The organism is Paenibacillus oceani (assembly GCF_014705615.1).
Lineage (GTDB): Bacteria > Bacillota > Bacilli > Paenibacillales > NBRC-103111 > Paenibacillus_AB > Paenibacillus_AB oceani.
Map to the genome: position 1 here is coordinate 1 of NZ_JACXJA010000061.1, position 19,082 is coordinate 19,082.

General features: G+C 45.2%; 18 protein-coding genes. All 18 read right to left on the minus strand.

Annotation, left to right across the window (positions count from 1 at the left end):
* Positions 1-258: 258 nt before the first annotated feature.
* The 18 genes from IDH45_RS31450 to IDH45_RS31535 all read right to left on the minus strand — a co-directional run bounded on the left by IDH45_RS31450 (position 259) and on the right by IDH45_RS31535 (position 19,058).
* Positions 259-1,491, minus strand: a complete 1,233-nt coding sequence (locus IDH45_RS31450) for an O-antigen ligase family protein (RefSeq protein ID WP_190932116.1) — start codon at positions 1,489-1,491, stop codon at positions 259-261.
* Positions 1,481-2,569: a glycosyltransferase gene (locus tag IDH45_RS31455; RefSeq protein ID WP_190932117.1), complete on the minus strand. Its 1,089-nt coding sequence runs from the start codon at positions 2,567-2,569 to the stop codon at positions 1,481-1,483. Before IDH45_RS31455 ends, IDH45_RS31450 begins: the two co-directional genes overlap by 11 nt.
* Before the next feature lie 4 nt (positions 2,570-2,573).
* Entirely contained in the window at positions 2,574-3,488 is a 915-nt protein-coding gene (locus tag IDH45_RS31460) for a glycosyltransferase family 2 protein (protein ID WP_190932118.1), read from the minus strand.
* A gap of 53 nt (positions 3,489-3,541) precedes the next feature.
* Positions 3,542-4,615 (minus strand): glycosyltransferase family 4 protein, encoded by a 1,074-nt coding sequence (locus tag IDH45_RS31465; protein ID WP_190932119.1) that lies wholly within the window; start codon positions 4,613-4,615, stop codon positions 3,542-3,544.
* A 48-nt stretch (positions 4,616-4,663) separates the two neighbouring features.
* Positions 4,664-5,350 carry a sugar transferase gene (locus IDH45_RS31470; protein WP_317891316.1) on the minus strand — a complete coding sequence of 229 codons (687 nt, stop codon included), beginning with the start codon at positions 5,348-5,350 and terminating at the stop codon, positions 4,664-4,666.
* Positions 5,331-6,554, minus strand: coding sequence for a DegT/DnrJ/EryC1/StrS family aminotransferase (locus tag IDH45_RS31475; protein WP_190932120.1), 1,224 nt, complete (start codon positions 6,552-6,554; stop codon positions 5,331-5,333). Before IDH45_RS31475 ends, IDH45_RS31470 begins: the two co-directional genes overlap by 20 nt.
* Before the next feature lie 91 nt (positions 6,555-6,645).
* Positions 6,646-7,617, minus strand: coding sequence for an SDR family NAD(P)-dependent oxidoreductase (locus tag IDH45_RS31480; RefSeq protein WP_190932121.1), 972 nt, complete (start codon positions 7,615-7,617; stop codon positions 6,646-6,648).
* Position 7,618: 1 nt separating this feature from the next.
* A complete protein-coding gene (locus IDH45_RS31485) occupies positions 7,619-8,983 on the minus strand; it encodes a UDP-glucose dehydrogenase family protein (protein ID WP_190932122.1) in 1,365 nt (454 codons plus the stop codon).
* A gap of 30 nt (positions 8,984-9,013) precedes the next feature.
* Entirely contained in the window at positions 9,014-9,898 is an 885-nt protein-coding gene (gene galU / locus IDH45_RS31490) for a UTP--glucose-1-phosphate uridylyltransferase GalU (RefSeq protein ID WP_223837193.1), read from the minus strand.
* 40 nt (positions 9,899-9,938) lie between these two features.
* A complete protein-coding gene (locus tag IDH45_RS31495) occupies positions 9,939-11,777 on the minus strand; it encodes a polysaccharide biosynthesis protein (RefSeq protein WP_190932123.1) in 1,839 nt (612 codons plus the stop codon).
* Between the two features lie 232 nt (positions 11,778-12,009).
* Positions 12,010-12,657, minus strand: a complete 648-nt coding sequence (locus tag IDH45_RS31500; RefSeq protein WP_190932124.1) for a CpsD/CapB family tyrosine-protein kinase — start codon at positions 12,655-12,657, stop codon at positions 12,010-12,012.
* On the minus strand, positions 12,638-13,393 hold the full coding sequence (locus IDH45_RS31505) for a YveK family protein (RefSeq protein ID WP_190932125.1): 756 nt from the start codon (positions 13,391-13,393) through the stop codon (positions 12,638-12,640). The genes IDH45_RS31500 and IDH45_RS31505 overlap by 20 nt, the downstream gene beginning before the upstream one ends.
* 418 nt (positions 13,394-13,811) lie before the next feature.
* Entirely contained in the window at positions 13,812-14,315 is a 504-nt protein-coding gene (locus IDH45_RS31510) for a tyrosine-type recombinase/integrase (RefSeq protein WP_190932126.1), read from the minus strand.
* A 64-nt stretch (positions 14,316-14,379) separates the two neighbouring features.
* Positions 14,380-16,167: an ABC transporter ATP-binding protein gene (locus IDH45_RS31515; protein ID WP_190932127.1), complete on the minus strand. Its 1,788-nt coding sequence runs from the start codon at positions 16,165-16,167 to the stop codon at positions 14,380-14,382.
* A gap of 1 nt (position 16,168) precedes the next feature.
* Positions 16,169-17,323: a nucleotidyltransferase domain-containing protein gene (locus IDH45_RS31520; RefSeq protein ID WP_190932128.1), complete on the minus strand. Its 1,155-nt coding sequence runs from the start codon at positions 17,321-17,323 to the stop codon at positions 16,169-16,171.
* Positions 17,316-17,771 (minus strand): lasso peptide biosynthesis B2 protein, encoded by a 456-nt coding sequence (locus tag IDH45_RS31525; protein WP_190932154.1) that lies wholly within the window; start codon positions 17,769-17,771, stop codon positions 17,316-17,318. Before IDH45_RS31525 ends, IDH45_RS31520 begins: the two co-directional genes overlap by 8 nt.
* Positions 17,772-17,834: 63 nt before the next feature.
* A complete protein-coding gene (locus IDH45_RS31530; protein WP_190932155.1) occupies positions 17,835-18,125 on the minus strand; it encodes a lasso peptide biosynthesis PqqD family chaperone in 291 nt (96 codons plus the stop codon).
* A gap of 6 nt (positions 18,126-18,131) precedes the next feature.
* Complete coding sequence (locus IDH45_RS31535) at positions 18,132-19,058, minus strand: HPr kinase/phosphorylase (protein WP_223837194.1); 927 nt, start codon at positions 19,056-19,058, stop codon at positions 18,132-18,134.
* Positions 19,059-19,082 lie beyond the last annotated feature (24 nt).

Consider the following 19,082-nt stretch of genomic DNA (forward strand, 5'->3'; position numbering starts at 1 on the left):
TGGTTTTCATTTTCCATGACTTCCAGCTCCCAACCTCGTGCTTCTTCCACCATCTTCCTTCAATTCCTGTCTAATTCCGAGAGGCTATAATAGTAAATAATATCCTCTGAGCAATTGCCGTGGCTTGTGGCTCCACCAACAAACAGTTACTCTTCTTAGGCTGCTATTTTCGTAAACCTCCAAATTGTGTGGGTATTCCACTTACCGCTTGTGATTCGAGCAAACAATTGAGTAACTGGTCCCGACATTCACCATGTATTAAACTTTAAACAATAATGTTCCCGTTTTCTTTTTTAAAGCTTTCATGTACAAATATATACTCCCTAACGATATAAGTAACTGTATAAAATGCATGTTATACGAAACAATACCAAGCTCAAGAGGAAATAGACAGATCAAAAAAGCCAGGAAAAAATCTCTTAGCTTTGTAGCATCCTCTCTATCCATCAATAACTTGTAAATTAAAAAAATATAATAGGAGTAGTATAATACAAGTCCTAATAAACCATGAGTAACCATAAGCTCAATAAAGTTGTTATGAGCATACACCACATTTCCAGATATGTTTCCATACATCAGCTTATAGTTATCAATGCCAAATCCGAATACAGGTCTCTGAGCAAAAAAATCAAGTCCATATATAATCATATTTTGTCTTATTTGATCTTCAGGAAGCTTGACTTTTTCTTCTCCAGAAAATATATTGAAGACACCTTCCATGCGATAACCAACAGTATTATAAAGCTGAGGTATATTAAACATCGCCCAATAACCGATTATACCGATAAAGATAAAAACTAATGTGTATTTTACTACCTCCATTTTTCCTTTTTTATTTTTCTTTAGAATTAGCAATATGTAAAGGAAAAGTGCCGAAACTAATATATACTTTCTACCACCTGAAAGAAAAAGCAAATAAAATTCAGATGCTACGCATAAGGCAAATAAAAGCTTTTTAACACCTGGGTTGTATAGCAAAAGCCAAGTAGAACTCATGAGTGAAACCATTACTATTAACGCAAAGTAGTTAGCATTTCCGAATAGGCTTTCTCCTAAACGATCAGTCGTAAATAGCTGATTTGTGGCTAATAATAGAGTAAATAATCCAAAACCAGACAAAGAAAAACAGACTAAAATTTTTCCAATATCTTCCTCCCCATTAATGACCCATGTTAGAGCCAATGTGAGCCCAAGTACAACAATTAAATTGTATACACTCCCAAATGCAGTATTAATATCAAGTGCATACAAACACGAAATGATCGATAAAGTAATAAACGTTATATACCAAGCATGGTAATTAACAAGTTTAAAACGTCCCAGAAATACAAATGACATTGTACACATCACGATCAGTAAATACAAACTTAAACTGTGCAATCGTTCATCAATAATCCCTTGTTTACCTATATAAGAAAGAAGTATATAGATGCATGCGACTAACAATCCAATGTTTCTTTTTTTGGTTCCGAACTCCATTCTAGCCAGCATACTTACCACCGATATGTTTATTTATATATTCTTCCCATTTACTCATGATTTTTTTTGGAGTAAATCTGTCCACTACCTCTGTCGCTTTTCGACCATATTCCTCAGCAATCTGCCCATTTTCAATGTAATAAATAATGGAGTTGGAGATCGCGTCCACATCCCCCTTCGGAACGAGACAACCATTTACTTTATCTTCAATTAACATTCTCGCACCTCCTGGGCTACAGTCGGTTGCCACAACCGGCAAACCTATGGACATAGCTTCAATTAACGCATTAGGTATGCCTTCATAGTCGGAAGTAAGTACAAACATTCTTGCATTTCTTATTCTTGCAGCCACATTCTCGACAACACCTTCGAATCGAACATGATCCGTAAGATTTAACCGCTCTGTCAACTCTCGGACGTATGTTTCATCCGGCCCGTCCCCGTAAAATACAAGCTTTATATCCGGATACTTATCTGCAACTTTACGGAATGCCAACAACATCAAATCCTGTCTTTTTTGCACCAATTCAAACCGGGCAACAAAAGCAATTTCGTTGTTTCGTTCGGTAACAGGCTCGTGCTTAACCTTTTGAATAACTGGATTTGGAATTACACAACTTTTATTTGCCAACCTTTTTGTAAAATAATCTCTGGCTCCATCCGTTTGAAACACAGCTCCGTCAGCATACCGGTACATATATTGCCGTACTGTATCGAAAATCCCATTTGTTTGATAAGGATCTGCCCGCTCAGAAATAATAACAGGAGTCGATGTAAACATAGTTGCCAGAATGCTGAGCAGATTAGGGAAATTTAAAAATGAAACAACTACGTCAGGCTTATGTTCTTTAATTACTTTTTTAATCTGAAAAATTTGAACAAATCTTCTTATACCTCTTGTTGTAGATATATTCTTTTCTACCAGATGTACAACATCCTCATCTAGTGGATAGTGCTGTACAGCATCCTCATAGGTAAACACCTGTACTTTAAATCCCCTTCGGGATAACTCATTCGCAACAAATGTTAAGTTTTTTTCCGCCCCGCCGTAGCTCAAGCGATGAATAATAAATAATACACTCTTTTGCAATGGCTTATACACCTGCCCCGAAGCCAAACTCTCTAAATATTTTAAAAACCGTTTTGTATTTTATCTTTTGGATTTGAATGCCTGTAGTTTGATCCTTAAATATTTTTAGGCTTGCTTGTAAAGCTCCTTTATGCTTTCTTAAATGAACAAACCATCTTGCCATAAAAGCAGCATAAATAAGGGGCTTAAATAACGATGGATATAATAAATACTTCGAGGCCAGTAACCCGGCATTTTCTCTACAAATTATATCTTTAGCGATATCGCTCCCTTTTCTCCATTTATTCACTTTAGGTCGATGCTCGATTGCAACTTCTGGAAAGTACACATTGCACATTCCTTTATCTATAGTTAGATAGGAAGGTATTATTTCTTCAAATGCGTACTTGAAGTCTGGGTAAAGTGGTTTAGGGAATGCGGATGTTCGAATAAAATTTGAAGTACCAAGGAACATACTAATAGTGTCATAACCTGATACTTTATTAACTCTTGAAGCGATGACTGGCCTATCATAGCCAAGCATTTCATCCCATACTCTTGTAGTAATTGTTGCTACGCTGCTATTTTTTTTAAAAATAGCTATACTGTCTACAAAAAACGAACCTTTACTTTCGTCAGAGATTACAGCGTCATCATCTAAAAAATACACATATTTACCTTTCGCCGTATTAAACCCTTCGTTTCGTCCGCCCCCTACACCACGGTTTTCTTGCATAAACTTGTAAGTGTATGTGGCCTCCTTACCTTTGAAGAAATCTCGGATGGCCTCACCGGTACCGTCCGTCGAATGATTGTCTATAATAATAAATTCCGTTTTTTTAGGCAGCTTGCTTTCCATACAACTTTGAAGAGCATCAAGTAATTGATCTCTTCTGTTCATAGTTATTACTACAATTGAAAGGTCCAAAACATCATTCATGAATAAGCTCACCATCCGCAAGATATGTTTATTTATCAGGATTCTTGATTTGTTCAACCTGATACGTGAATGACTTTAGGTTCCTTCAAGTTTCCTTCTATTACAGACAAGAACTGACGTATCACATAGTCCGGATTATACTTATCGTACTCCTCCAGACAGTTCCTCTTTAAGTTATTGATCGCATCGGGATCACCAAGAATATCCTCAAGCTTATCTTGCAAGCTCTCATTTTCCAGATTGTAAATAAATCCGTTGATTCCATCCGTAACGATCTCTCTGTTGTATTTCCAATCCGAAGCAAGCACCGGCAATCCCGATGCGAATGCATCGAGCAAAGTGCCAGCAAATCCCTCGCTGGAATAATAAGTCGGAAATAATAGCATGAAGTATTCTTTCAGAGTCTCTACAGATTGGTCGTAACCGACAATACCTTTATAAGAAACGTATTCCTTCGCCGTACTCATTACATGGCTAAACCGGTCCTTATATTCCGGATCGATCAAACCATAGATATCCAACGTGTAAACCGTTTTTCCATGTTTTTCGTTAATTTGGGTGACCGCTTCAATGGCCGTCTCGATCCCTTTTTCCTTTAACACCCTGGAAAAAGTACATAACTTGTAGGGCATTTGCTGATTAAGCGTTAGTTCTTCTTCGGAGAGCGGTTTTAATCGTTTGAAGTTGGGCATATAATGGGCTTGCCGAAACCCTAGGTCCATTAATTTATTGATCATCGTATGGCTTTCAACGTGAATGCTGTTTATTTTTTTAACAACCGCTCTGTATGAGCTATGGTCCTTTAAGAAATCCGGAAGCCATCCGCCGATGACCACATAATGAATTTTTCTTCGAAATAAGGAGTTGAGAGCAATCATCAGCGGGACTAACACTCTGATTCCATTGGTGTCCGGCAGAACGACTATATGATTGCAGGTTTGCAATAACCGAACACAATGAAACAATAGTTTAAATGGATTATTCTTCCAGTTGTGCGTATCGACAGATATCGCTTTGTTTTCGAGCACTAGGTTTAATTCGTCTTCTAACATTCTTGTTTTAATCGTTTGTCCGTCTGCTGCATTTAATCCTTTAGCAAAATGACCTATAATACCGATTTTTAACATCGAATTACCTCTCCGTTACTTAGTCCCTTCGCTTGCTTCATCATAGGCTTATCTGACTACTATCTTCTTCAATGTCCGAAAAATTAATGTAATATCCTCGAGAATCGAAACCCGCTTCAAATATTTCAGGTTTAGCAGCAGCTTGTTAACCATAATCACCTTCACATAAGTCTCTTCCGGATTATCGCTCTCTCCAAGCAGCTTGTTCTCGTCGAAATATTCGATCGAGGCATAGTCCGTAATCCCGGGTCTAACCTTCAAGATTCCACGCTGGTTACGGGTATACAGCTCCACATACTTGGGCACCTCGGGCCGCGGTCCTACGAAGCTCATCTCTCCGATCAGCACATTGATTAACTGAGGCAGCTCATCCAGCTTCGTCTTTCTTAGAAAGTGCCCGCACTTCGTAATGCGTCTGTCTTTTCCTACGGTGATTTGCATGCCTTTTTTCTCGGCGTCGACGACCATCGTACGAAATTTATAGATTTTAAAATATTTGCCGTTTTGCCCCACTCGGATCTGCTTGAAAAATACAGGTCCTTTCGATGTCGTTTTTATAAGGAAAGAAATGACCAGCAATACAGGCAGCGTCAGGAGCAAGCCTGCTACCGAAAAGAAAACGTCAAACATTCTTTTGAGTACGAGCTGAAGTCTCCGCTTCTTTAAAATTTCGTCGATTCGCTCGAGAACAAGGAACTCTTCAGCTTGGGATTGCTCATAAAGCAACTGGGGCACCGGCCTCACTCCAACTCATAACGGACAACAAGTTTTCCGCTATATATTCGATCTGTTCATCCGACAGCAGCGTGTGCAGCGGCAATGAAATTTCATTTTGATACATGTTGTAAGCGTTCGGGTAATCTTGAATATCAAATCCCAAGTTCTTATAAGCCGTGTGCATAGGCAGCGGTTTATAATGAACGTTTGTTGCAATTCCTTTTTCAGCCATTTTCTCGATAATGCCGTTGCGGTACGCTTCCGATTTGCCTGTCAGCCGGACCAGGTACAAATGACCGCTCGATACAAAGTCCGTTCCGAAATGTTTTAACGGTTCAACTTCGCCCCGGGCAAGCAGCCGATCGTACCGGCCAATGATCGCTTTTCTTCGTTCCAACAGCTCCGGGTATCTTTGAATCTGACCAAGCCCGATCGCCGCCATAATATCGGTCATATTGCATTTATAAGCGGGCGAAACGATGTCATACTCCCATGCGCCAAGCTTCGTTTTAGCAAGCGCGTCCTTCGACTGACCGTGGAGGGACAGCAGCATAAACTGCCGGTATATCTCTTCATTAGATACGCCAGGAATCTCTCTCCAAGTAACGGCGCCGCCTTCTCCAGTTGTTAAATTTTTCACGGCGTGGAACGAAAAACTGGTAAAATCCGAGGCGGCTCCGCTTCGCGTTCCTTTACAAACAGCACCGAAGGAATGAGCGGCATCAGCCAGTACAACTACTCTACCGAACGCTTGCTGCAAAGGATTGGCTGGTTGAAACAGGCTGCTCTTTCTGTTCACGATAGCAAGGATTTGATCGTAATCGCACATCACGCCGGCAATATCTACGGGGATGATCGCTTTCGTCCGCGGAGTTATCGCTGCTTCCAACTGACCGTAATCCATTTCAAACGAGTTCTCAGCCGTATCCACCAGAACGATCTTAGCTCCTACATGCTCGATTACGCTTGCGGAAGCGGAATACGTATATGCTGATGTAATCACTTCGTCGTCCTTGCCGATTCCCAATAATCTCAAGGTCAGCTCCATCGCGGCTGTTGCGGAATTCAGACATACCGCCATGGACGTCCCGCAATATTCGGCAATTTTCTTTTCCAGCAGCTTCGTTTTCGGGCCGGTTGTGATCCACCCAGATTTTAATGTATCGATCACTTCATTAATTTCGACATCGGAAATATCCGGTGGAGAAAACGGGACTTTCATCGCGAGAAACCCTCTCTTCGTCCAATAATGGGAACGGTCTACCTAAAAAAAGAAAAACCTCAATCCACTATCATGTGGAGCTTGAGGTTTCTCACCGATTCGGCTGGACCGTCATTTCTTTTGTGATCATCCAATCCGCAAACGCCCGGAGCCCGCTGCGAATATCTTTTTTCGGATCATAGTGCAATCTTGCTTTGGCCTTGTCGATATCGGCCCAAGTTCGCGGCACATCACCGACCTGCTCGGGCAGCCATTCGATAGACGGAGCTTTTCCGACCGCATCCTCCAAAGCCTTTACCAGTTCTAGCAGACGAGTCGGCCGATCGTTGCCTAGATTGAATACTTCATACTCTTTCACATTGTAGTGAATGGCCGCTTTGATTCCAGCCACAGTATCGTCTACATAGGTGTAGTCTCTTGAGGTCGATCCGTCGCCGTATAAAGTGATCGCTTCATCGCGAAGCATCTTCTTAGCAAATTTATGAATCGCCAGATCCGGTCTTTGCCGTGGCCCGTAAACTGTGAAAAACCGAAGCGCCACAATGGGAAGCCCGTAACAGTTGCTGTAACTTCTGCATAGCGCCTCTCCGGCCGCCTTAGTCGCTCCATAAGGAGACGCCTGATTCAGAATCGGGTCCTGTTCCGAGAAGGGAACTTTCTCATTCAGTCCATACACCGAGCTGGAGGAGGCAAAAACAAATTTCCCGGCCTTAACCTTTACGGAGGCGTCCAATACGTTTATCGTTCCGTTAATGTTAACCTCTACATATTGCAAAGGGTCTTCGAGAGACGGCCTTACCCCTGCCTTGGCAGCCAAATGAATAACGGATTCAGGTGCGTACGATTCAAAAATTTCAAACACTTTTTCGCGGTTTCTAATATCCGCCTCTACCAGTTGGTACCGGCTCGATTCCAGTTGCTGCGATATGTTTTGTTCTTTTAAACTTCGTGCATAAAAAGGATCGAAATTGTCGATTACCAGCACTTCATGCCCTTCAGCCAACAAGGAGTCCACGAGATGGCTCCCGATAAACCCCGCCCCGCCGGTCACTAGCATTCTCATCTCATTCGCCCCTGCCGATTCCTTTGTATGTAATTCCTGCTCGGACAATTCCCTCTTTATCGAGCACATTGCGTCCGTCCACAATCAGCTTCGTTCTCATCCGCTCTGCGATCCTGGAGTATGGAAGATGCAAAAACTCCTCCCATTCCGTAATCAACACGACTGCGTGACAATCTTCGAACAACTCCTCAGACGACGATGCATAGCTGATGATTAAATCCGGATACAGCCGCTTGCAGTTCGCCATCGCGATCGGGTCGTATACCTTTACATTCGCTCCAAGTTCGAGCAAACCGCGGATAATGTCGAGGGATGGCGCATCTCTTAAATCATCGGTATTCGGTTTAAATGCCAGTCCCAGTATCCCGATCGTCGAACCTCTCAGCACTTTCAGCTCGGACTGGAGTTTTCTAATGATACTCTCGCGCTGTTTGTAATTCGTTTTAATAGCGGCTTGCACAAGCGGCATCTCAAAATTATATTGATTCGCCGTATACATAATTGCAGCGGTGTCTTTGCCGAAGCAGCTTCCGCCCCAGCCGATCCCCGCGTTCAAAAATCTCGATCCGATACGTTTGTCCTGACCGATTCCTTTGGCAACTTCGTTAATGTCCGCTCCCACTAGCTCCGCAAGCCCGGCAAATTCATTAATAAACGATATTTTCATCGCCAGAAAAGAATTCGCCGCATACTTAATAAGTTCGGCGCTCGTCGGACTTGTTGTAATCATATGCGGCAGCGTTAATCCTTCCGGCCGTCTGACCGATACCGGGGGAGTAAACGTCTGCTCGAGTAGCGGCTGGTATAGATTGATCAGCCGGTTTTTCGCTTTATCCGATTCGACCCCGATCACGATCCGGTCCGGATAAAACGTATCAAATAACGCCTCTCCCTCGCGGAGAAATTCGGGATTCGAGGCTACATCAATCTGTTTATGAATGTCCCGCTTCTTCATCTCTTGTTCGATTATAGTCTTTACCCTTCTTGCAGAACCGATCGGCACCGTCGATTTGTTAATGACAACAGGGTCGGAGTCCGCTGTCAATCGTTCACCGATCGCCTTTGCGACCACTTCTACGTATGTCAGATCCACGTCGCCATTGCCTTTATTAGGAGTACCCACTGCTACGATGACGATATCGACTGACGAATCGAACTCTTCCCATCTGGCAATAAATTCGATATTTTGCCTCGATTCCCCGATAACTTCCGCCAAACCTCTTTCGTGGATCGGGATTTCCCCGTCTTTAAGACGCATAATTCTTTCTTCATTAATATCTAATAAGGTGACTTGATGTCCGAGATAAGCCAAAGCACTACCTGTAGTTAATCCGACATATCCGCTTCCTACGATTAGGACTCTCATAGTTCACTCCAGTATGTTTAATATACTCTTTTAACGCGACGCCACTACATGCTTCTCTACCAATTTCTCCATATATTCCAGAAGGCTTTGTCTTAATTCGCTATGCTGCAGCGCAAACTCGATGTTAGTTTGAATAAACCCAAGCTTCTCGCCCACATCATACCTGACACCTTCAAAATCATAGGCATACACAGCTTCTTCTTGATTTAATTTGGCGATGGCATCCGTAAGCTGGATTTCGCCTCCCGCCCCCGGCTCTTGCCGGTCCAAAATATCCAATATTTTTGGGCTAAGAATATAACGTCCCATGATGGCCAGATTGGAAGGAGCCTGTTCCATCTTCGGTTTCTCAACTAGGTTGCTCACGCTAAAAAAGCGTTCATGTATTTCTTTAGCCTCGATGATCCCGTAACGCGGCACCTCTTTCTCAGGAACCCGCTGCACGCCAATGACCGACGCTTTAAAGCGCTCGTATTGTTCAATCATCTGTTTGAGACACGGTTTGTCAGCCGCTACGATATCGTCGCCAAGCAGCACAGCGAACGGCTCGTTTCCGATAAACTTACGAGCGCACCATACGGCGTGCCCCAGCCCCTTAGCTTCCTTTTGTCGGATATAATGAATGTCGACCATCTTGGAAGACTTCTGGACTTCATTTAACAGCTCCAGTTTTCCTTTCTCCAATAAGCTTTGCTCAAGCTCAAACGAGTTGTCGAAGTGGTCCTCTATGGCCCTCTTCCCTTTGCCGGTTACAATGATAATGTCTTCGATCCCTGATTCGACAGCCTCTTCGACAATATATTGAATGGTCGGTTTATCAACGATTGGCAGCATTTCTTTTGGCATCGCTTTGGTAGCTGGCAAAAATCTCGTTCCCAATCCTGCAGCAGGTATGATCGCCTTGCGTACTTTCATTATCGATGTTCTCTCCTTATGTATAGTTATTTAGGTAATCTTAATTAACAGCGGCGAACTTTTTAGGCTGACTAGGCTGGCTTTTCCGGTTGTATACAATATCCATAATCTCCTGACGTAATTCTACGGATGTGAAGGATTGAAATTGATCGATCAAAGTTTCAATCAGGATAATGGGAGTCATAGCCGCCTTGCCTACATATATCTTTGGATAGACGTGGTCGTTATGCACTTCATTTTCATTCAACAGTTCTTCGAACAATTTCTCTCCCGGCCTCATCCCGGTATATTCGATGCCGATTTCTTCCTCCGTATAACCGGACAGCCGAATTAAATTACGGGCCAAATCTGTAATTTTTACGGGTTCGCCCATGTCCAGAACAAAAATTTCTCCTCCTTGCGCGAGTGCACCAGCCTGGAGGACAAGCCTGGAAGCTTCGGGTATGGTCATAAAAAATCGGACCATCTCCGGATGCGTGACCGTAACCGGCCCGCCTCGAAGAATTTGTTCCTTAAATAGTGGAATTACGCTCCCCCTGCTGCCAAGCACGTTGCCGAAGCGTACAGCGACAAATTTTGTTGAACTCCTTCGATCCAAGTCTTGAATGATCATTTCCGCCAGCCGTTTTGTCGCACCCATCACACTGGTAGGGTTGACCGCTTTGTCGGTCGAGATCATGACAAACGTTCTAACACCGCTATAGCTGGCCGCCTCAGCTACGTTTTTCGTGCCGAGCACGTTATTTTTAAACGCTTCCTCAGGATTTCGTTCCATTAAAGGCACATGTTTATGAGCAGCCGCATGAAACACTACGCTCGGTCTGTGCTTCTCCATAATTTTGAACATTTTGTCCCGATCCTGAATATCGGCAATTTCCGCAATGTATTCGACGTTGTTTGCATTCTGGCTCTTTAGTTCCATTTCAACGGAATAGATGCTGTTCTCGCCATGACCCAGTAAAATCATCCGTCTTGGAGCAAAACGCGAAACTTGTCTGCATACCTCGGAACCGATCGATCCGCCGGCCCCTGTAACCAATATCGTATTCCCGGTTACGTAATGCGCGATCGAATATGTATCCAGTTCGACCGGCTCCCGGCCGAGCAAGTCTTCCACCTGGACATCCCGGACGTCGCTAACCGTTATTTTCCCGCTGATCAAATCCTCAAGCATCGGTACGATTTGCGCCTTCGCTTTTGTTTTGTTGCACTTCTCGACAATCTGGCTTAATGCCTTCTTATTTAAGGAAGGGATCGCAATAATGATATTCGTTATCGCCAGCGACCGAACGGCTTGTTCGATCGATTCCTGACCGCCGATCACAGGGAGACCCAATACTTCGAGCTTATGTTTCGTACAATCGTCGTCGATAAAAGCAACCGGGTAAAGCTCTGCATCCGGATTTTGCTTCAGTTGTCTGGCGATCATCGTGCCGGCGGCGCCTGAGCCGATTATTAACGCCCGCTTCTTACCACTTATATCCGGCTTTGTTAAAACGCCGTCACGCATAATCCGCCAAGAAAACCGGATTCCGCCGATCAGAATCAGGTGCATCATCCATGTTATGGCCATCACACGAACGTACACGTCTTGAAAAAGCAGCAGTTGCAAAATCGACGTCACCGCTATCGATACGGTAATGGCTCTAATAATGGCTAGAAGCTCGCCGACACTGCTGTACTGCCATACTCGCTTGTATAATTTATACACATAAGCAAATATAAAGTGACACAGGAGCAGCGAGATCGAGCTGACCATCAGCTCGGGAGTAAATACGGTTTGAGACGGCATTAAAATAAAATTGCACATATAAATGGAAGTCATAACGATGATGGAGTCAATGAAAATTAATGAGACCAATCTTTTCTGGTAAGACATAGTTCCTCCTCCTCAAAATGTGGTGCGCCAATATAAGCTCGCTTATTTGCATGCTCCGACTGGCTCACGAAAATAAGCCAACTCACATTGGCAATAGGGCATTCAACCCCGCCTCACACCACACTCTTGACGATTTACGTCTAAGGTGACAATCACCCACAGCATGGCCGAGTGCCTACAGTGATAAAGGTTCAGTAGACATTACCTGAGTAAGAAGTCACTCCACATTCACTTATTTCGATGTATTCACCAACACAGCCCCGAGTACAACAGCCCTCACATAGTTCAACTGGGCCAAAGCTTTCTTCGCTGCTTCTCGCTTTACTTTTCCTTGATTCACAATCAGCACTACTCCATCGCTTATGGCTGCGATAATCTGTGCGTCCGTTACGGCCAGCACAGGAGGAGAATCGATCAAGACGATGTCGAACTCTTCTTTTACTTGGCTCAAAAGCTCCTGCATCTGTTCCGACGACAACAACTCCGAAGGGTTTACGGTAGCATGCCCGGCCGGTATGAAGGAAAGATTCGCTATTTGCGTCTCGGAAATAGCATTGGATAATGGGCTTTGTCCAAGCAAGATATCCGCTAATCCAAATCCGTTGGATGTAAAAGTGTGGTGCAGCATCGGTGTTCTTAGATCAGTGTCAATGACGAGTACCTTCTTACCTTCTCTGGCGTATATGACGGCGAGATTGGCTATCGTTTTCGACTTTTCGTCTTTGGAAGTTACAGATGTCAACAACACGGTTTTCATCGGCTCGCTTGATGTCGAATACTGAATTTTCATCCGCAGCGTTCTGTAAGCTTCCGTTATTAGTGAGTTTGGATTAAGCTCGGTTACCAGGTTCATTTTGATTTTATCCGTTACTGCTGGCATAAGTTTTCTCACCCGCTACTCTTTGATAGGAAGCTTTATGCCTTCCTTTTAGATCCTTCTTCTTGATCTTTCTGATCATTGCCAATGTAGGTACCCCGAGCGCCAGCTCGATATCTTTCTCGCTTTTGATCGAGTCGTCTAAATATTCGAGAAGGAAGATCAAACCTGTTGAGATTAGCAGAGAAGCAATAACAGCAATAACCATATTCAACTTGATGTTCGGACTAATTGGACTCGGGTTTTGTACTACTTTTGCTTCACTTAGAATGGTAACGTTATCCACCTTCATAATTCTTGGAATTTCCTGTTTAAACACTTCCGCAACTGCATTAACGATACCGACTGCCCTTGTATGCGAAGTATCCTGGACACCAATGGTCATAACTTGAGATTGTTCTTTGGAAGTTACCGTAATTCTTGAATTTATCCCTTCTGAGCTAAGATTAAATTCGGGATGATCCGCCGCCACCTTATCTAGAATAGCTGGTGTCTTAAGAATCTCTTTGTATGTATTAATCAGTTGAATATTCGCGTTTAATGAACCTAAGTCTAACTTCTCAGTGTTAGATGAATCACTTGACTTATTTACAATCAGCTTTGTACTTGTAGAGTAAATAGGTTTAGCGAAATAAATATTAAATATGGCAGTGGCCAGACAAGCGATTAGAACAACCGAAATGATGATCCAAAGTTTTCTCTTTACGATTTGCAGCACTTCTTTCAGTTCCAGCTCCATGGGTACCTCCTATTTTCGATCCACTTCGTATCATCAACCGTAAAAATGATTAATGATACGTATTGTATCATTAATTCCTTAATTAACTATTCACTTTACATATTAAGTGACGTTACGGAGAGGGTTGAACATTCCTGTCGTCTTTTCTAGGAGTAAGATGCTCGATATAAAACTTCTGAACCGTTTCCTTGCTAATCTTCAGCTGTTCTAAAACTTTGTTTATATCTAAATCTGTTCTCCTGTCATTCTCCACTCCGTTCCCTCCTGTCTTATTCATAACCTTACTTTAAGATACATTTTGTATCTGTGTCAAGTATATATTTGGTTAACATAACAGACAAAAAGGAAAAAGCTGCGTTTCTAAAGGGATAGCAGCTCAATCAACAAGGATTCATTATTGGTATGGAGAGCGCATCTTTCAAACCAACCCAATATATTTTAACGTAACCGAAGGAGCCGAATGATTAAACAGCTCCTTTAGTCGCATAACATCATTCGTTTTCAGATAAACATGGTAACCATATGTTTTACGCATCGTGTGAGTCCCTACGTCCTCCAGGCCGGCTTGCTTGGCCGCTTCGTTCAGGATGCGGTATACCCGGATTCGCTTGATCGGCTGCCCGGTCCGTTGGGAGCGGAACAAGTAGTCATTACTGTCCATACTTTTGTTATATTCACGGAGGGCGTGAATTAATTCATCCGTCAGCTTGAAACTTTTCATTTTTCCCGTTCTTTCTTCCCTCAGCGAAACGACGGTTTTGTCCTGGACGTCGCTCACCTTCAGCTTCAAAATATCGGTCAAATGCAGCCCCGAGCTGATGCCTATAGTAAAAAGCAGCCAGTCTCGATCGGACTGTTTTTTCAGTATGGTCTGGATCTCTTTAATTTTCTCCACGTCCTTTATAGGCTGGACGACTTGCATGATTCACACTCCTTCTTAGTAAGAATCCTCTCTCAAATTGTGCGGCTACATTCACAGTAATACGTCAGCCCGAAGCAAGCATTTTGCTAAACGTGCCTCTCGTTTCATCGGACAGCTTCTGGTACTCCCCTTGTTGAATAATTCTCCCGTTCTCCAGAACGATCACCTGATCGGCATTTCGAATTGTAGAGAGTCTGTGAGCGATGACGATTAAGGTCATTTTCCCTTTCAACCGATCGAGCGCTTCCTGAATTTTCGTCTCATTTTCGTGATCCAGCGCGCTCGTTGCCTCATCGAGCACCAGAATGAGCGGTTTTCGCAGGATCGCCCTTGCCAATACGAGCCTCTGCCGCTCCCCGCCCGACAGTTTAATCCCCCGGTCGCCAATAACGGTATCCAAACCTTGCGGAAGCTTGCTTACAAATTCATCCGATGCGGAAAACCGGAGAGCCTCCCACAGCTCCTCCTCTGTGGCGCCCGGTACGACCATCAATAGATTTTCCCGGACGGTTGCGTGAAAAAGGAACGGATCTTGCGAAACGTAACTGATCGCCCCTCGAATGGACGGCCGGTTGGCAGAGGTCAGAGGAATTCCGTCTATTCGGATCTCGCCCCGTTCCGGCTCAATCAATCCGATCAGAAGATCGATCAAGGTACTTTTGCCTGCACCCGACTTCCCTACAACGGCGGTCATACTATTCGCGACAATTTGAAAGCTGACGTCGTGAAGGGCATAGACCGGTTCATGGGGATCATACCGGTAAAATAAATGGCGGCATTCGATACTTTGTTCCATACGCACGGTGGTTACAGCTTGGCCGTGACGGTCGATATCCAGCTCTTTGGCGTCCGCACATTCCCGGTGCAAACCCGACAAACTCTCAAAGGCCGGAAAGGTAGAAACAATCTGCTGCCAGCTCGATTGGATGGACGTAAATCTCGGCCACAATCGGGTAAAGATGAGGATAACCAGCATCAGCTGCCCCGGTTCGGCACGAAGAAGCTTAATCGACACCCAAATGAACATGGCGATCAGCAGCGTCGATACTACGCGATAGACGAATTGGGAAGTCGTTTGCAGCCGCGAAAATTGGACATAAGTGGCCTCCATCTTGTTGCCTAATCGAGTAAACCACGTGTAGTGATGCTCTTCCAGCGTATTGCTTTTTATATCTTTGATCCCGTTAAAATGCTCGGTGACGCCCGCCGTATAGGTCCGAGCCAACAGAGTGATGTTTTCTCCCAAATGTTTGGCTTTTCTAATAAATTTCCGCGAGAACAAAGCTAGCAAAATGCCGCTGACCAGCACAAACAGCGTCAGCTTTACCGATAACCATAAAGCAAACACGATCTGAATGCCGGTAAATACCAGGTTCGTTCCCAATCCAAGCGCGGAAACGGTGCCCTGGCTTACATTCGCAATCTCGTGAGTCATCATATGCGTAAAATCGGCTCTTCTCTTCTTAACGAACAAACTCCAATTCGACTGCAGAATCGCCCGGTACGTCTCAAATCGTAAAGATTTAATGAACATTTGCTGGATTTTGCTGTTCTGGATTGTTTGACTTCTTTGCAAGAAAGCTTGAATCGTTACAATCACGATGAATGAGAGCAGAATAACCAGCAATTGCAAGGTTTCCGGAATATGGGCAAACCCCTGATTCATCCAGGCAATAAGCGGGATTGGTCCCACATCGACGCTCAGAACCCCGATCACGCCCAACATCGGGATTAATAAATAAATCGCCGCCCCTTCCAGAGAACTGATGATCATCATACTGAAAAAGTTAACGTACAGCTTAAACCCGACGACATGGTGCATTTTCTTCAAATAGGGCAGTAATGGCGCCATCTCACATCTCCCTTGTCAGCCCTTGGCGCTTCATAAATCTCCGCCTGATATACAAGAGGGGCCGCAGCGGAACATACAAAAAACGCAGTCCTTTTGGCAGCGGAAACATTTCCATATCATACGCTTTCGGCTGGAGCATATGAATGAAATATTTCAGCTTTGCCATTCCTTTTACCAGGGATATCGAATACTGATGCGTTCTTCGTCCCTGAATATACTCGATCGCCAGCATGGCGAGCCGGTAAGAATGATGGGTGGGTTGAAGGGCCGGCAGCCGGTCGCCCGTCTGCGTTCCGAACAAGCGGGAGGTCAACAGGAGAGCCTGCGCGCCGATATGCTGCAACCGATACGCTTCCAGGTGATGTACGATCCGGCTCCAATCGAGCTCCTCCGCCATCAGCTTATCTATATCTGATAACCAGCGAAGCCTAGACCAGCCATGACGGGCGCCGTGAGTAGTCAAGCTGAGAAACAAGTCCTCGGGGCCGAAGCTGTGCACGGAAACCCCTTTAAATGAGAACGTCCTCTTTCTTGCCCACAATTCGTCGAAGGCAGGTTCGCTCCAGGTTTTCCAATTCAATCTCCAGTGAAGCTCGATCTGTATTTTTTTATTAGGATGAATGTAAGAATGATGATGCTCCCTTGTTTCCGTTAGGATCGTGGTCGGGTCGGCATCCGCCGCGAAGTAACCCGCATCGCGCAATACCGCGCCTGCCCGTTCCAGATCTTGATCCGCTACAAGGATGTCCAAATCTTTGCAGGTCCGCAGCGAAATGTCCCCATATAGACGTTCCGCAAGCAGAGGACCTTTTACTAGCAAATACGGAATCTCGCTTTTGTCCAATTGGATACCGATCATCTGCATCTCTGCGCTTAAGCGAAGCATTTGAAACGTATTATTCGTATAGTCTTGCTGCAGAACCTGAACGACGTGTTGCGGAAGAAGTTCTTTGCCCAATCGGCTCACATTCGAATAAACCAAAGGATACACGCGATGGTGCCGGGTCAGCTCTATAAACTGAACCCAGTCGATTGATGCGGATGTGCGCAAGATGTGACCGGGAAGGTCCGGCGCATGTTCCATGCCAACGATGGAAAGCAGCAGCTTCAGCTCTTGTGACATCGAACTCCGTTTCAGTTTGAACTTGCTACCCATTGACGGCTCCCCTTTGGCTCGCTTGGCGCTTACTAACGTTTCCGAACTTGGCTACAACCGTAAACCGCTCCATTTCCTCATACCCGGAAATATAATACGGACCGCTGCGCAGCCACGCATGGGCGATCATGCTGCCGCTTTCGTCTCTGGTCGTTCCCAGATACAAGGTGCTCTCGATTCCCCGTCTTTCCAGCATCTTCATCCCGGCGATCGCCTTGACCAGACACATGCTTTCCCACCATGTGTAGCGGCTCATCACTTGAATCGCTTGCGAAATATGCTTAATAACGTTCCGCTGGGCCGGATTGGGCGCCAGATCCGTCTCCATCATCCGGATTCCCAAGGTGGGTGCGACTTTCGCAAAAGGCAGCGCTTTTAGCAGTCTCGCCCAGCCCAGATATAAAAAAGCTTCCATAAATAACAGCTTCGTGCCCGAGTTCAGCGACATAAACGATTTCACTTTTCTCCACAACGTTAGGTGCGCCCTTCCTGCTACAATTTGGCCATAGCCTTAAGTTCCGGTTCGTATGAGCTTCTCGGTCAGCATCGTCTGCAAAAACGACAAAACCTGCCGCTCGCAAGCGTCCTGGTCGATCTCGTACTCTTCTCTTAAAGAAGTGACCACTTGCCTGACCGAAGTCGGCGATTCGATCAATTCCCAGATTCGTCCTCCGATCGAGCCGAGGTTATAATATTTGCCCGATTCGACGCTCATCATTACTTTCTCGTCATTCATATTGCTCGCCAGAAATCCGTCGGACTGCATCACGATTTGGTCAAGCTCAAGCGGTTGAACGCTCATCACAGGTCAAGCTCCTTTGTTAATAGAATCCACAATTCGTGCGAGCAGCTGCTCCGGGGCAAAGGACGAAGCGGATCTTCGAACCTGATACACCCGAACCTGCGTACTGATGCTTGCCGACATATGGAAATGCCATTTCTCCAATTGAAGGATCGGGATCAGCATGCTGCGGTACGTATGGAACCGGAACACGGGAAGCTTCTCCAGTCCCTCCAGCTGATGGACATACAGGTCGTCCCGGGCAGGCAGCAGCTCGAAAATTCCGCCAAGCGGCACCGGACTCGAATAAAACCGGTTTTTGACCGGGATCGCGTATTTATTTACTCCGCCGTATAACGGAGCATATTGATCCGTCTGCATGCCGAAGCCGGTCAGACTTTCCTGCCATAATTTTTGCTGCGGATACGACGGGGTTACAACCGGCGTCCCCTCGTGCGACAACGATACGGCAATGACGTCGTCGCTCACAAGCGAGTACCCTTGACGGACGAACGCAGCGGCAAGCGTCGATTTGCCCGCCCCGGATTCACCGACGAAAGCGTAAGCTTTGCCGTCCACGACGACCGCGCTGCCGTGAAGCGGCAATATTCGGCGCTGCATCAACAAGGCGCCCATACAGCTTCCGAGCACATACAGCCGGACCTGATTCTCATCCGAGCCCGCCAGCGGCGACACGAGAATCTCTCTCCCTCCCCGGATACAAACATGGGCGATTCCCGGCAAATGAAAATAAATGTGCCCGTCTTTGCCCGCATAATAAGAGTCGTGAAACAACGAGTCGTCCCAGATGCCGGACAAATCGGCAATCCGGATTTCTACGTCAGGCGCCCCCTCTTCATCGTCGATCGATATAAGTTCGGGCAAAGCAAGGTCGCTGGAAAAACGCAGTCCGAACGCCCGATAGGCATTTCTCTTGGCTGTAGGAATGATCATGCAATTGCTTCCCCCTCCCCCTTA

What these genes read in the sequence shown, in the direction of transcription:
- IDH45_RS31535 (WP_223837194.1), bottom strand. Translation starts at nt 19,058, where the DNA reads ATGATCATTCCTACAGCCAAGAGAAATGCCTATCGGGCGTTCGGACTG.
- IDH45_RS31505 (WP_190932125.1), bottom strand. Translation starts at nt 13,393, where the DNA reads ATGGAGCTGGAACTGAAAGAAGTGCTGCAAATCGTAAAGAGAAAACTT.
- IDH45_RS31510 (WP_190932126.1), bottom strand. Translation starts at nt 14,315, where the DNA reads ATGCAAGTCGTCCAGCCTATAAAGGACGTGGAGAAAATTAAAGAGATC.
- IDH45_RS31500 (WP_190932124.1), bottom strand. Translation starts at nt 12,657, where the DNA reads ATGCCAGCAGTAACGGATAAAATCAAAATGAACCTGGTAACCGAGCTT.
- IDH45_RS31485 (WP_190932122.1), bottom strand. Translation starts at nt 8,983, where the DNA reads ATGAGAGTCCTAATCGTAGGAAGCGGATATGTCGGATTAACTACAGGT.
- IDH45_RS31460 (WP_190932118.1), bottom strand. Translation starts at nt 3,488, where the DNA reads ATGAATGATGTTTTGGACCTTTCAATTGTAGTAATAACTATGAACAGA.
- IDH45_RS31450 (WP_190932116.1), bottom strand. Translation starts at nt 1,491, where the DNA reads ATGCTGGCTAGAATGGAGTTCGGAACCAAAAAAAGAAACATTGGATTG.
- galU (WP_223837193.1), bottom strand. Translation starts at nt 9,898, where the DNA reads ATGAAAGTACGCAAGGCGATCATACCTGCTGCAGGATTGGGAACGAGA.
- IDH45_RS31515 (WP_190932127.1), bottom strand. Translation starts at nt 16,167, where the DNA reads ATGGCGCCATTACTGCCCTATTTGAAGAAAATGCACCATGTCGTCGGG.
- IDH45_RS31530 (WP_190932155.1), bottom strand. Translation starts at nt 18,125, where the DNA reads ATGAGCGTTCAACCGCTTGAGCTTGACCAAATCGTGATGCAGTCCGAC.
- IDH45_RS31480 (WP_190932121.1), bottom strand. Translation starts at nt 7,617, where the DNA reads ATGAGAATGCTAGTGACCGGCGGGGCGGGGTTTATCGGGAGCCATCTC.
- IDH45_RS31520 (WP_190932128.1), bottom strand. Translation starts at nt 17,323, where the DNA reads ATGGGTAGCAAGTTCAAACTGAAACGGAGTTCGATGTCACAAGAGCTG.
- IDH45_RS31525 (WP_190932154.1), bottom strand. Translation starts at nt 17,771, where the DNA reads ATGTCGCTGAACTCGGGCACGAAGCTGTTATTTATGGAAGCTTTTTTA.
- IDH45_RS31465 (WP_190932119.1), bottom strand. Translation starts at nt 4,615, where the DNA reads ATGTTAAAAATCGGTATTATAGGTCATTTTGCTAAAGGATTAAATGCA.
- IDH45_RS31495 (WP_190932123.1), bottom strand. Translation starts at nt 11,777, where the DNA reads ATGTCTTACCAGAAAAGATTGGTCTCATTAATTTTCATTGACTCCATC.
- IDH45_RS31475 (WP_190932120.1), bottom strand. Translation starts at nt 6,554, where the DNA reads ATGAAAGTCCCGTTTTCTCCACCGGATATTTCCGATGTCGAAATTAAT.